At 68.2% G+C, this 12,406-nt stretch carries 10 protein-coding genes; 7 read left to right on the top strand and 3 right to left on the bottom strand.

The annotated features are described in order from the left end of the window. Positions 1-290: 290 nt before the first annotated feature. Positions 291-1,307, bottom strand: coding sequence for a TIGR00266 family protein (locus tag AC5P9F_RS13170; protein WP_005407480.1), 1,017 nt, complete (start codon positions 1,305-1,307; stop codon positions 291-293). 158 nt (positions 1,308-1,465) lie between these two features. On the opposite strand from AC5P9F_RS13170, the gene AC5P9F_RS13175 reads away from it, so the two are divergent. Next, complete coding sequence (locus tag AC5P9F_RS13175; protein WP_043035292.1) at positions 1,466-3,736, top strand: TonB-dependent receptor; 2,271 nt, start codon at positions 1,466-1,468, stop codon at positions 3,734-3,736. Between the two features lie 112 nt (positions 3,737-3,848). Here AC5P9F_RS13175 and AC5P9F_RS13180 read toward each other — a convergent pair whose 3' ends face one another. Then, positions 3,849-4,688: an acid phosphatase gene (locus AC5P9F_RS13180; protein WP_043035293.1), complete on the bottom strand. Its 840-nt coding sequence runs from the start codon at positions 4,686-4,688 to the stop codon at positions 3,849-3,851. Between the two features lie 260 nt (positions 4,689-4,948). On the opposite strand from AC5P9F_RS13180, the gene AC5P9F_RS13185 reads away from it, so the two are divergent. Together AC5P9F_RS13185 and AC5P9F_RS13190 are read left to right on the top strand one after the other, a co-directional pair. Continuing rightward, positions 4,949-5,827 carry a lipase family protein gene (locus AC5P9F_RS13185; protein WP_005407483.1) on the top strand — a complete coding sequence of 293 codons (879 nt, stop codon included), beginning with the start codon at positions 4,949-4,951 and terminating at the stop codon, positions 5,825-5,827. Between the two features lie 11 nt (positions 5,828-5,838). Beyond that, positions 5,839-7,041 (top strand): DUF4785 domain-containing protein, encoded by a 1,203-nt coding sequence (locus tag AC5P9F_RS13190; RefSeq protein WP_495231979.1) that lies wholly within the window; start codon positions 5,839-5,841, stop codon positions 7,039-7,041. Between the two features lie 166 nt (positions 7,042-7,207). Here the strand turns inward: AC5P9F_RS13190 and AC5P9F_RS13195 are convergent, their stop codons facing one another. Next, positions 7,208-8,029: an ABC transporter ATP-binding protein gene (locus AC5P9F_RS13195; RefSeq protein ID WP_088430687.1), complete on the bottom strand. Its 822-nt coding sequence runs from the start codon at positions 8,027-8,029 to the stop codon at positions 7,208-7,210. Positions 8,030-8,180: 151 nt separating this feature from the next. On the opposite strand from AC5P9F_RS13195, the gene AC5P9F_RS13200 reads away from it, so the two are divergent. From AC5P9F_RS13200 to AC5P9F_RS13215, 4 genes are all read left to right on the top strand, one after another. Further along, a complete protein-coding gene (locus AC5P9F_RS13200) occupies positions 8,181-9,371 on the top strand; it encodes a DesA family fatty acid desaturase (RefSeq protein ID WP_495231980.1) in 1,191 nt (396 codons plus the stop codon). Next, the gene (locus AC5P9F_RS13205) at positions 9,368-9,700 is read left to right on the top strand and encodes an EF-hand domain-containing protein (RefSeq protein WP_005407487.1); all 333 of its coding nucleotides are present in this window, start codon (positions 9,368-9,370) and stop codon (positions 9,698-9,700) included. Before AC5P9F_RS13200 ends, AC5P9F_RS13205 begins: the two co-directional genes overlap by 4 nt. Positions 9,701-9,719: 19 nt before the next feature. Continuing rightward, entirely contained in the window at positions 9,720-10,532 is an 813-nt protein-coding gene (gene mutM / locus AC5P9F_RS13210; protein ID WP_005407488.1) for a bifunctional DNA-formamidopyrimidine glycosylase/DNA-(apurinic or apyrimidinic site) lyase, read from the top strand. A 105-nt stretch (positions 10,533-10,637) separates the two neighbouring features. Further along, complete coding sequence (locus AC5P9F_RS13215; RefSeq protein WP_012478684.1) at positions 10,638-12,242, top strand: OpgD/OpgG family glucan biosynthesis protein; 1,605 nt, start codon at positions 10,638-10,640, stop codon at positions 12,240-12,242. The last annotated feature ends 164 nt before the right edge of the window (positions 12,243-12,406 follow it).

Raw genomic sequence — 12,406 nt, forward strand, 5'->3', positions numbered from 1 at the left:
CATGGGGCTGCCGGCCAGCGGCCGGCACTACCGGGATGCGTGCCAAGGTCCATGGGGCTGCCGGCCAGCGGCCGGCACTACCGGGATGCGTGCCAAGGTCCATGGGGCTGCCGGCCAGCGGCCGGCACTACCGGGATGCGCGCCAAGGTCCATGGGGTTGCCGGCCAGCGGCCGGCACTACCGGGATGCGCTCCAAGGTCCATGGGGTTGCCGGCCAGCGGCCGGCACTACCGGGATGCGTGCCAAGGTCCATGGGGCTGCCGGCCAGCGGCCGGCACGACCGGAGGCGGTCAGAAGCGGTTGTCGCCGTCCAGCATCCGGCCCAGGCCGCCCAATACCGAACCCTCGCCGCGGTTCTGGCCACCGCCCTGCGGCGCGGCCATCCACATGCGGCCAGCCAGGCGCGAGAACGGCAGCGACTGCAGCCAGACCTTGCCTGGGCCGGTCAGCGTGGCCAGGAACACGCCCTCGCCGCCGAACAGCATGCTCTTGATGCCCGCAACACGGCGCACGTCCATGTCCACGGTCGGGTGGTAGGCCACCACGCAGCCGGTATCCACGTCCAGGCGCTCGCCGGCAGCCAGCTCGCGTTCCACCACACAGCCGCCGGCGTGGATGAACACCCAGCCGTCGCCTTCCAGCTTCTGCATGATGAAACCCTCACCACCGAACAGGCCGGTCATGATCTTGCGCTGGAACTGCACGCCGATCTGCACGCCGCGCGCACCGGCCAGGAAGCTGTCCTTCTGGCAGATCAGGCGGCCGCCGTGCTGGTCCAGTTTCATCGCCAGCACCGTGCCCGGGTAGGGCGCGGCGAAGGCGACCTTGCCCTTGCCGTGCCCGCTCTGCGTGTAGACGGTGGCGAACAGGCTCTCGCCGGTCAGCACGCGCTTGCCGGCGGCCATCACCTTGCCCATGAAGCCGCCGCCCTGGTCGCCGTTGGCGGCGCCGAACACCGTGTCCATCTGTACCGTGGCGTCCTTGAACATCAATGCGCCGGCCTCGGCGATGGCGCTCTCGCCGGGGTCGAGCTCGATCTCCACGAACTGCATTTCATGGCCGACGATGCGGAACTCGATGTCGTCGGCGCGGCCGCTGGCGCCGACGGGGACCGGCGGTGGGGTGTTGGGCATGCCCGGGGCCACCGCCTGCAGCTCGGCCACCTCGGCGATCGGTGTCCACCCGCTCATGCCCTGGCACCAGGCCAGCGCGCGCGGATTGGCCTGCGCGTAGCGGCGCGCGGCCTCGTCATCAAGCGGGCCGATGCGCTCGGCCTGGGCGGAGGCATGGAAGTACCACTGGGTCATGGCGGCGGGTCCGTCGCGTTGGAAACCCCGAGTCTAGCGAGCGCCCGGGGGCGCCGGCGACGGGGCCATGAACGGCGGGCATTTGCGGCGTAGGTGCTGTATTGCAACAATTATCTGGTAGCGCCGTTTTACCACCCCTCCAAACACAGCCTACCGCCATGTCCCCGACCCGTACTTCCCGTGGCCGCCTTCCGGTCGCGCGCCCCCTCGTTGCCGCTCTTTCCGCCCTGCTGCCGCTGGTAGCAGCCGCTCAGGAAACCCCCGCCGCCAAGGATCCGGTTGCCCTCGATGCCCTGCAGGTGACCGCGCAGCGCCGCGTCGAGAACGCCAAGGACGTACCGGTCGCACTGAGCGCGATCCAGGGCGAGAAGCTGGATGTGCTCGGCTCGGCCGGCGATGACATCCGCTTCCTGGCCGCGCGCGTGCCCAGCCTCAACATCGAGTCGTCCTACGGCCGTGCCTTCCCGCGCTTCTACATCCGCGGCCTGGGCAACACCGATTTCGACCTCAATGCTTCGCAGCCGGTGTCGCTGGTGTATGACGACGTGGTGCAGGAAAGCCCGCTGCTGAAGGGCTTCCCGCTGTTCGACCTGGCCAACGTGGAAGTGCTGCGTGGCCCGCAGGGCACGCTGTTCGGCCGCAATACCCCGGCCGGCGTGGTCAAGTTCGATTCGGCGCGCCCGTCGCAGGATGCCGACGGCTACGTGCGCGTGGGCTACGGCAGCTACAACAGCTGGAACGTGCAGGGCGCCTACGGCGGCCCGCTGACCGACCGCTGGTCGGCACGTGTCTCGGCGATCTACCAGCGCCGCGATGACTGGGTCGACAACACCCGCGCCGGTGCCCCCAACAGTGGTTTCGAAGGCTATGACGAAGCCGCCGGCCGCGTGCAGTTCCTGTACGAAGGCGACGACTTCGAAGCGCTGTTCAACCTGCACAAGCGCAAGCTCAACGGCACCGCCCGCCTGTTCCGCGCCAACATCATCCAGAAGGGTGGCAATTCGCTGGTCGAGAACTTCGACCGCGACAAGGTGGCCAACGACGGCGTCAACTTCTCCGACCTGGAAACCTGGGGCGGCAGCGCGCGCCTGCAGTGGAACCTCGGCTCGGTGACGTTGCATTCGATCACCGGCTACGAGACCGCCGAATCGCTCAACCGTGGCGACATCGACGGCGGCTACGGTGCGGCCTTCCTCGGTGCCGGCAACTACGGCCCGGGCCTGATTCCATTCTCGTCGGAGTCGGCCGACGGCCTGCCGCACCACCGCCAGTGGACGCAGGAAGTGCGGATCGAGTCCAACGAGTGGGGCCGCTTCGACTGGCAGGCCGGCGTCTTCTACTTCGATGAAGACGTGACCATCAACAACTTCAACTACGACTCGCTGACCCCGGGCAATCCACAGACCGGCCACGTGGTGCAGAACCAGCGCAACAAGGCGTGGGCGGTGTTCGCTTCGGGCGACTTCGATGTCACCGATCGCTTCAAGCTGCGCGCCGGCGTGCGCTACACCCAGGACAAGAAGGACTTCAGCGCCAGCGTGCTGCAGGCCGTTCCGTTCGGCACCCCGGTCAGCGGCCCGTACCTGGCCAACACCGACGTCAACGACGTCAGCTGGGATGTCAGCGGCGTCTACAAGCTGACCGACGACATCAACGCCTACGCCCGCGTGGCCAAGGGTTTCCGCGCACCGTCGATCCAGGGCCGCCTGGCCTTCGCGCCGGGCCTGTCGCAGGCCGACTCGGAGAAGGTCATCTCGTATGAAGCCGGCATCAAGGCCGACCTGTTCGAGCGCCGCGCGCGCCTGGGCCTGAGCGTGTTCCGCTACAACGTCGATGGCCAGCAGCTGATCGCGGTGGGTGGCAGCAACAACACCGCCACCCTGCTCAACGCCGACAAGACCATCGGCCAGGGCGTGGAACTGGACCTGGAAGCCTACCTGGCCGACAACGTCCTGCTGACCTTCGGCAGCAGCTACAACGACACCGAGATCAAGGACAAGGATCTGGCGGTGGCGATCTGCGGCGGTGGCTGCACCATCAACGACCCGACCACGGTGATCAACGGCCAGACCTATGCGCTGGTGAACGGCAACCCGCTGCCGCAGGCGCCGAAGTGGATCCACAACGCGACCCTGCGCGTGGGCTTCCCGCTCAGCGATGGCAGCGAGCTGTACGCCTACACGGACTGGGCCTACCGCAGCGCGGTGAACTTCTTCATCTACGAGTCGCCGGAATTCCGCGGCCGTAGTTCGCTGGAAGGCGGCCTGCGCCTGGGCTACAACTGGGATTACGGCCAGTACGACGTGGCCGTGTTCGGCCGCAACCTGACCAACCAGACCCGCGTGGTCGGTGCGATCGACTTCAACAACCTGACCGGTTTCCTCAACGAGCCGCGTACCTGGGGCGTGGAGTTCACCGCGAAGTTCTGATGCGGTGGCTGCGTTGATGCAATGAAGAAGGGCCGGCGCAATGCCGGCCCTTCTGCTTCACACCCATTGGTAGTGCCGGCCGCTGGCCGGCAACGAGTGATCCGGCGCGCGCTTACAGCGCGCTCTGCGGGCGCACCTTCAGCACCGCATTCTCGGTACTGCAATCGCGGCTGGAGTGCAGGCCGGCCTTGCGTGCGGCGGCGATTTCCTTGCGTGCGGCCAGCAGGTCCTTGTTGAACTCAGCGTTGTCGTGCAGGCGGGCCACCGCGGCGGCGCCCATGAAGCGGCCTTCGAGGATGTCGCTCTGCCAGTGCACGTTGCAGACCAGGCGGCTCTCGCCGTAGTTGCGGCCACGGGCCTGGATGGCATCGGCGCGGTCCGGCGCGATCTCGGACAGGATCAGTGCCCAGGCCCAACCGATCGAGGTGTGGCCGGACGGGTAGGAACCGTTCTTGCGCAGGCCTTCCTCGTCCTTCGGCGAGCAGGTCGGTTCACCATTGACCATGAACGGGCGCGGGCGCTGGTAGTGGTTCTTGGCCGCCTTGGTCGCCGCACTGGCGTCGATCCGGCTGCGCTCCAGCAGGCGATACAGCGCCGGGGTCTTCACCGCATCGACGTCGATGTCGGCGGCGCAGGAGAAGTGGTTGGCGCCTTCGGGGAAACCGAGTTCCGCATCGACACCGGCCTGGGCGAAGCGCGGGCTGCCACGCAGCGCGCGGGCTTCACGGCTGACCTGCTCGTCCAGGGCGAGCGCGGCCGAACCGGCCACCGGTGGTGCCGGTACCAGGTCGAGGCTGGCCGGAACCGCGCTCTTGTCCAGATAGCCCACCGCCTTGGTGGTGATGTTGGCTTCGACGGCGGTCGGCTTGGTGGCGGTGGCGGCACAACCGGCCAGGGCCGCGACGACGGCAAGGCCGAGCAGCGGGCGGGCAGGGTGGGAAATCAGCGACATGGACAGGCTCCGGGAGAGAAAACAACGCCATGATCGCAGCCCCCATACGACACTGCAGTGGCCATCGGTCATACGGCCAGACCCGGCATGGTCATTGTCGCGATATGAAAAGCGTCATCGTTTGACGTCAGTCTCCTGATTCCGGGCGCAGCGCACGGACTTTCACGCCGTTGCACCGCGAGCATCGGCACAACGGCAAGCGCCAGGGCCGTCCAGTTCCAGCCGGGTCGGGGGGATCCGAAGACAGAGGGAGAGAAGCGATGCGCAGCACCGCAACAGGAAGTACCGTCCTGGCCCTGCTCCTCGGGCTTGCAACAGCGCCGGCGCAGGCCGCCGACGTGGTCGGCGTGGCCTTCGTGCATGGCACCGGCGCGCAGACCAACGCCACCCAGGACTACTGGCAGCCGGCGATCATCGACACCGTGCGCCAGGGCCTGCCGAACAGCAGCAACTACGTGGTCATCAACTGTGACTTCACCCAGTACATGTGGAAGCCCGAAGCTGCCGGTTGCCTGGCCAACCAGCTGACCAGCTTCATCGACAGCCGTGGCATCACCCAGCTGGTGGTGATCACCCATTCCAACGGCGGCAATGTGGTGCGCTGGATCCTGTCCAACCCGACCTACGACAGCCGCTATCCGAAGATCATCCGCACGGTGCGCAAGGTCACCGCGCTGGCACCTTCCTCGGCGGGTACGCCGTTGGCCGATGCGGTACTCAACGGCAACACCTTTGAAACCTCGCTGGGCTGGCTGCTGGGCTACAAGAACGACGCGGTGCGCCAGCAGCAGGTGGCGAGCATGGCCACCTACAACGCGCAGAACCTGTATGGCACGGCCGGTCGCCCAGCGCTGCCCAAGCCGTTCCGCGCGGTGGTCGGTAGCGACGTGGAATCGGCGGTGTGGGACAGCAACAGTTACTGCGGCGGCTATGCCGCCAACGTCGGCCTGGAGTTCACCCAGAACTGGCTGTCGTCCTGCTCCGATGGCTTCCTGGAGTGCAGCAGCCAGAAGGCCGCCGGCACCACCTGGTTCACCGACAAGGCGCGTACCCAGGGCGCAGAACCGCTCAGCCACAACCAGAGCCGCCGCGAGTGCTTCGGCCTCGGCACCCTGCTGCGCAACGACCTGACCCAGTGAGGGAGACGACCATGACGATTCAATCCACCCTGCTGGCCGGCGCCGTGCTGGCAGCACTGTCCCTTTCCGCAGCGCAGGCCGCGCAGCCGCTGCAGGCCGCCCGCGCAGGCGACCAGGTGCCCGCGGCGCTGGTTGCCGCGCCGTTGCCGGCCGATGACAGCGAACGCGCACCGCTGTCCTTCGCCTGGGCCTTGGACCCGGCGCAATCGTTGCAGGCGGCGACTCCGTATGCCTCGGTCAGCCGCAGCTACTGGCAGCAGGTCGATGGCACGCAACTGCAGCGCGGCCTCGATCTACCGCTGACGGCCGCCGATGCGGTGATCCAGCTGAGCCCGGCCGAAGGCGCGCGGGCAGTGCCGGCGAATGCGTTGCAAGTGCGCGACCCGGCGGGCCGCAGCAGCGTGGCCCGCAGTGTCGACGCGCGTGCGCTGCAGCAGGCCGGCATGCCGGTGAGGGATGGCAGCAGCATGCTGCGCACCGGCGCGACCAGTGCCGCCGGTGCGTACACGCTGCAGAGCGCGCAGGCACAGGGCCGCTACGTGGTGCAGGTGCTGGAGCCGAACAGCCCGCTGCGGCTGGAAGTGCAGGCCAACCAGGCGCAGGTGCTGGCCGGTGGCAACGTGCAGCTGCAGGCACGCCTGCTGGAAGACGGCGCCACCACCGCGCAGCTGGCATTGCGTCGTGGCGGCCTGGGCGGTGAAGCCCTGCTGGTCGCACCGGATGGCCGCAGCTGGCCGCAACGGTTGCTGCGCACCACCGATGGTGCCCTGCGTGCGCAGGTGCGGATTCCGGCTGATGTCGGCAACGTGCAGGGGCTGTGGGAACTGCAGGTGTTCGCCCAGGCCGATGGTGTGCTGCGCGATGGCAAGGTGGCCTTCGCGGTGGCGCGGCCCACTGCGCGCTTCAGTGGCCAGGCGGCACCGGACCCGGCCAGCCGCCAGGTAGCGCTGCCGCTGCAGGTGGCCGCCGCCGGTCGTTACGAGGCGCGTGGCACGTTGTATGCCACCGGCCGCGATGGCCAGCTGAAGCCGGTGGCGCAGGCGCACGCGGCCGCGTGGTTCGATGGACCGGGGCGTGGCCAGCTGGTGCTGCCGTTCGATCAGGCCGCGTTGCCGGCTGGGTTCGGTGCGCCGTACGAGTTGCGCGACCTGCAGCTGCAGGATCAGAGCCGGATGGCACCGATCGAATCGCGCGCACTGGCGTTGCGGTTCTGAGCAAGGCGGTGGCGGGCCGGAACATCCGGCCCGCTGCACCGGCATGGCGACGGAATGGCATCACGACGGGAATGACATCACGACGGGAATGACATCACGACGGGGTAGAGTCGGTCTCCCAGGCCTGTCGGTTTCCAGGCCCCTTGTTTCCCCCGAGGGCTCCGCCTCACCCCGCGTACGCGGTCAGCCGGCCTTCCTGCTCGCATACGGTGATCGCGCCACCGAACACCGCCGACAGCGGCGCGCTGCGCAGCAGTTCGGCGCGGGTGCCATCAGCCAGCACACGGCCGTCGCGCAGCAGCACCACGCGTTCGATCTCGGGAATGATCTCTTCGATGTGGTGGGTCACCAGCACCAGGGTGATGCCCTGTTGGGCGAGCACCCGCATGGTCGCCACCAGCTGCTCGCGGGCGACCAGGTCCAGCCCGGTGGAGGGTTCGTCCAGCAGCAGTGCCTGCGGCCGATTGACCAGCGCGCGGGCGATCAGCACGCGGCGGGTCTCGCCGGCCGACAGCTCGGCATAGGCGCGTTCGCGCAGGGACAGGGCGCCGGTCATCGCCAGTGTCTCGCCAACGCGCGTGCGCATGTCGGCGGTCACTTCGCGGAAGGCCGGCACCACGTAGCTGGCGAAGAAGCCGGACAGCACCGCCTGTTCCACGGTCAGCCCGGGCATGTCGGCCAGGTTGCTGCTGAGGTCGCCGGTGACGATGCCCAGCTGCGAACGCAGCCGGTCCACCTGCCAGCGGTTCTGGCCCAGCACCTTCACCGCCACCGAGCCGTCTCCCTGTGCAAGGGGATACAGTTCGCGGGTGATCAGCTTGATGAAGGTCGACTTGCCGCAGCCGTTGGGGCCGAGCAGGGCGGTGTGCTGGCCCTGCGCAATGCGCAGGCTGAGCCCGTGCAGCACCTTCACCTGGCCGCGCACCACGGTGGCGCGGTCCAGTTCGATCAAGGGGGGCAGCTCCGCAACAGACGGAGCGGCAGTCATGGTGCTGGCGCTTGGATCAAGGCTCGACAACTCAGGTCCCCAACTGTGAACGGTGCCACGGATGACGGTGGCAATCACCGCCGCAGGGATGCAGTTTGCAACGCAAGCGCCCATGATGTCTGCCATCCCCGCGTCGATACGGAGAGCCGCCATGCCCGATGCCCTGATGTCCCTGTTGACTGGTGGTGTGCTCGGCCTCGGCTGGTGGGCCATGTTGGGCGTGCTGCTGGTCTTCACCCAGATCACCATCTTCTCGGTGACCCTGTACCTGCACCGCAGCCAGGCCCATCGCGGCGTCGATTTCCACCCGGCGCTGGCCCACGTGTTCCGTTTCTGGCTGTGGCTGACCACCTCGATGATCACCCGCGAGTGGGTGGCCATCCACCGCAAGCACCACGCCAAGGTGGAGACCGAGGACGACCCGCACAGCCCGGTCACCCGCGGCATCGGCACGGTGTTCTGGCATGGCGTGGAGCTGTACCGGGAAGCACGCGGCATACGCGCGGACATCGAGCAGTACGGGCGCGGCACCCCGGATGATGTGATCGAGCGCCACCTGTATACCCCGCACGCCACGCTGGGCCCGGTGCTGCTGCTGGCGATCAACAGCGTGCTGTTCGGCCTGCCCGGCGTGGCCCTGTGGGCGATCCAGATGGCATGGATCCCGTTCTGGGCGGCCGGCGTGGTCAATGGCCTGGGCCACTGGTGGGGCTACCGCAACTACGAATCGGCCGATACCTCCACGAACCTGACGCCGTGGGGGTTCTGGATCGGTGGTGAGGAGCTGCACAACAATCACCATGCCTTCCCCAGCTCGGCGCGCTTCGCGATGCGGCGCTGGGAGTTCGACATCGGCTGGAGTGCGATCCGCCTGCTGCAGGCGCTGCGCCTGGCCAAGGTGCTTCGCGTTGCACCGGCCATGGACGTACGCCCGAACATCGCCGTGCCCGATGCCGAGACCCTGAAGGCGCTGCTCTCGCACCGCTTCCAGGCGATGACCGACTACCAGCGCAACGTGTTCATGCCGGCCCTGCGCGAGGAAGCCGCCCACGCTGGGGCCAAGCTGCGGCGCCTGCTGCGCCGTGGCCTGGTCAACGATGGCCGCTGGCTGAAGCCGGACAGTCGTGCCCAGCTCAGCGAATGGGTGGCACAGCGCCCGCGCATCCGCACCCTGGTCGAGTACCGCGCGCGGTTGGCGGCGCTGCTCGAGGCCCGCGGCCACGATGCCGCCGAGCGCCTGCACCAGCTGCAGGCCTGGTGCCGCGAGGCCGAGGAAAGCGGAATCGCGGCGCTGCAGGCCTACGCTGCGCGATTGAAGGGCTACAGCCTGGTGGGCGCGTGAGGGCAGGGTACGGCGTTCTGCTGGCGGTGCTGCTGCCGGGTGCGGCGCTGGCCCAGGTCACCGATACCGCCAGCTACCTGCAGCGGATGGACAGCGATGGCGACGGCAAGGTCAGCGAGGCCGAGTACGTGCAGTGGATGCTGTATGCCTTCGACCGCATGGACCGCAATGGCGATGGCGTGCTGAGCGCCGAGGAGCTGCCCGGTGGCAAGGGCAGGGCGATCCGCCGCGAGCAGCAGCGGCAGGTGATCGTGCAGCGCTTCCATAAGCAGGATGCCAACGGTGATGGTGTCCTGGATGCCCGTGAACTGGCGGCGCCGCCACGCTGAGCGGGCGTAGAATCGGTTCATGCCTGAACTGCCCGAAGTCGAAACCACCCGCCGCGGCCTGGCGCCGCACCTGCAGGGCCGCCGCGTGCACGGCGTGATCCTGCGCCGCGCCGACCTGCGCTGGCCGATTCCGCCGGAAGTGGCCGAGCTGCTGCCGGGGCAGCGCATCGAGGACATCCGCCGTCGCGCCAAGTACCTGCTGCTGGACACCGCCATCGGCAGCGCCGTGCTGCACCTGGGCATGTCCGGCAGCCTGCGTGTGCTGCCCGGCGATACCCCGCTGCGCGCGCACGACCATGTGGATATCAGCCTGGACAACGGCCGCCTGTTGCGCTTCAACGACCCGCGCCGCTTCGGCAGCCTGCTGTGGCAGCCGGCCGGCGAAGTCCACCCGCTGCTGCAGGGGCTGGGCCCGGAGCCGCTGGACGATGCCTTCGACGGGGACTACCTGTTCGCCCGCAGCCGTGGCCGCAGCGCGCCGGTGAAGACCTTCCTGATGGACCAGGCGGTGGTGGTGGGCGTGGGCAACATCTACGCTGCCGAGAGCCTGTTCAAGGCCGGCATCAGCCCGCTGCGCGAGGCCGGGAAGATCTCGCGCGAGCGCTACCAGCGGCTGGCCGATGCGGTGAAGGAGATCCTCGGCTACGCCATCACCCGTGGTGGCACCACCCTGCGTGACTTCATCAGCCCTGATGGCGCGCCGGGTTACTTCGAGCAGGAACTGCTGGTGTACGGCCGTGACGGGCTGCCCTGCCCGAACTGTGGCCGCGCGCTGAAGCACGCCACCATCGGCCAGCGCGCCAGCGTCTGGTGCAGCCACTGCCAGCGCTGAGGCGGGCGGCCAGCGGCAGCTGAACGGGCAGGGCACGTCTCCGCTGCCCGTTAACGTTTGTCTGCCTATGATGGCCGACCTTCCTTCTGTGCCTGACGCGCCTGCATGCAACGACGCGACTTCATCCGCAATGCCTCCCTCGCCCTGGCTGCATTCGGCCTGCCGTCCCTGCCCGCGTGCGCGGCCAGCAGGAGCGGCCAGATGGGCCTGCGCCGCCTCGGCCAACCGCAGCCGTTCGACTTCGCCACCCTGAAGGGCCAGGCGCGCGCGCTGGCACAGGCGCCCTACAAGAGCCACAAGCGGGTGCTGCCGGGCCGCCTGGAAGGGCTGGACTGGGACCAGTACCAGTCGATCGGTTACCGCCAGGACCATGCGCTGTGGGCCGACCAGCCGGGCAAGTTCCAGGCCAAGTTCTTCCACCTGGGCCTGTACTTCCATTCGCCGGTGCGCATGTTCGACGTGGTCGACGGCAAGGCGCAGGAGCTGGCCTATGACGGCGCGGCCTTCAACTACGGCAAGAGCGGCATCAAGGACGGCGAGCTGCCGGCTGATCTCGGCTTCGCCGGTTTCCGCCTGAACACCCGCAAGGACACCGATCGCGATTTCGCCGCCTTCCTCGGCGCCAGCTACTTCCGCGCGGTCGGCAAGGAAGGCCAGTACGGCCAGTCCGCGCGTGGCCTGGCAATCGATACCGGCATGGGCAAGCCGGAGGAATTCCCGGACTTCATCGCCTATTACCTGGAACAACCCTCGGCTGATTCGGACACGATCGTGGTCTACGGCCTGCTGGATTCGCCCAGCGTGGCCGGCGCCTATCGCTTCGCGATCACCAATGGCGACGTGCTGCTGATGGACATCGACAGCGCGCTGTACCCGCGCAAGGCGATCGAGCGGTTGGGCATCGCCCCGTGCACCAGCATGTACCAGGTGGGCGAGAACGATCGCCGCATGGCCTGGGACTGGCGCCCGGAGATCCACGACACCGACGGCCTGTCGCTGTGGACCGGTGCCGGCGAATGGATCTGGCGGCCGCTGCTGAACCCGCGCAACCTGCGCTTCAACATGTTCGTGGACCGCAACCCCCGCGGCTTCGGCCTGCTGCAGCGCGACCGCAACTTCGACCATTACCAGGACGACGGCGTGTTCTACGAGAAGCGCCCGTGCCTGTGGGTGGAGCCGAAGGGCGAATGGGGCGAGGGCTCGGTGCAGCTGGTGGAGATCCCCACCGTGGATGAAACCTTCGACAACATCGTGGCGTTCTGGAACCCGAAGGAAAAACCGCAGCCGGGCCAGGAACTGCTGGTCGGCTACCGCCTGTACTGGGGTGCCGAACCGCCGGCACGGCCGCCGCTGGCGCACTGCGTGGCCAGCCGCACCGGCCTGGGTGGCGTGGTCGGCAAGAAGCGCGAGTACTTCAGCTGGCGCTTCGCGGTGGACTTCGAAGGTGGCGAGCTGGCCAGGCTGATCGACAAGGGCGAGGTCGAGGCGGTGGTGGAAGCCAGCCGCGGCCGGGTCGAGATCGTGTCGGCGCGTCCGCTGCGCGAGATCAACGGCTACCGCGCGATGTTCGACCTGGTGCCGCCGGAGGGCAGTACCGAGCAGATCGACATCCGCCTGTTCCTGCGCAGTGGCGGCAAGACCCTGACCGAGACCTGGCTGTACCAGTACACCCCGCCGCCGGCCGGTGCGCCGGAGCGCACGCTGTACTAAGAGGGAGTTGGGTTTGCAGGGCTTGCAGCCCTGCACCTGCCGAGGCCAAAGCAACAGCAACGGCCGAAGCAGAAGCTGGTTTCCTGAGGGTAGGCGGGGTGAGTCCGGTGGCGGGAGACGCCGTAAACCCGTCCATGGGGGCTTGGCCGCGGCATCCATGCCGC

It is taken from the genome of Stenotrophomonas sp. YJH_SMC_4 (genome assembly GCF_059371575.1).

Bases quoted from the DNA above. Each gene is read 5' to 3' on its own strand.
- AC5P9F_RS13200 (WP_495231980.1), top strand. From the start codon at position 8,181: ATGCCCGATGCCCTGATGTCCCTGTTGACTGGTGGTGTGCTCGGCCTC.
- AC5P9F_RS13190 (WP_495231979.1), top strand. From the start codon at position 5,839: ATGACGATTCAATCCACCCTGCTGGCCGGCGCCGTGCTGGCAGCACTG.
- mutM (WP_005407488.1), top strand. From the start codon at position 9,720: ATGCCTGAACTGCCCGAAGTCGAAACCACCCGCCGCGGCCTGGCGCCG.
- AC5P9F_RS13170 (WP_005407480.1), bottom strand. From the start codon at position 1,307: ATGACCCAGTGGTACTTCCATGCCTCCGCCCAGGCCGAGCGCATCGGC.
- AC5P9F_RS13195 (WP_088430687.1), bottom strand. From the start codon at position 8,029: ATGACTGCCGCTCCGTCTGTTGCGGAGCTGCCCCCCTTGATCGAACTG.
- AC5P9F_RS13185 (WP_005407483.1), top strand. From the start codon at position 4,949: ATGCGCAGCACCGCAACAGGAAGTACCGTCCTGGCCCTGCTCCTCGGG.
- AC5P9F_RS13175 (WP_043035292.1), top strand. From the start codon at position 1,466: ATGTCCCCGACCCGTACTTCCCGTGGCCGCCTTCCGGTCGCGCGCCCC.
- AC5P9F_RS13180 (WP_043035293.1), bottom strand. From the start codon at position 4,688: ATGTCGCTGATTTCCCACCCTGCCCGCCCGCTGCTCGGCCTTGCCGTC.
- AC5P9F_RS13215 (WP_012478684.1), top strand. From the start codon at position 10,638: ATGCAACGACGCGACTTCATCCGCAATGCCTCCCTCGCCCTGGCTGCA.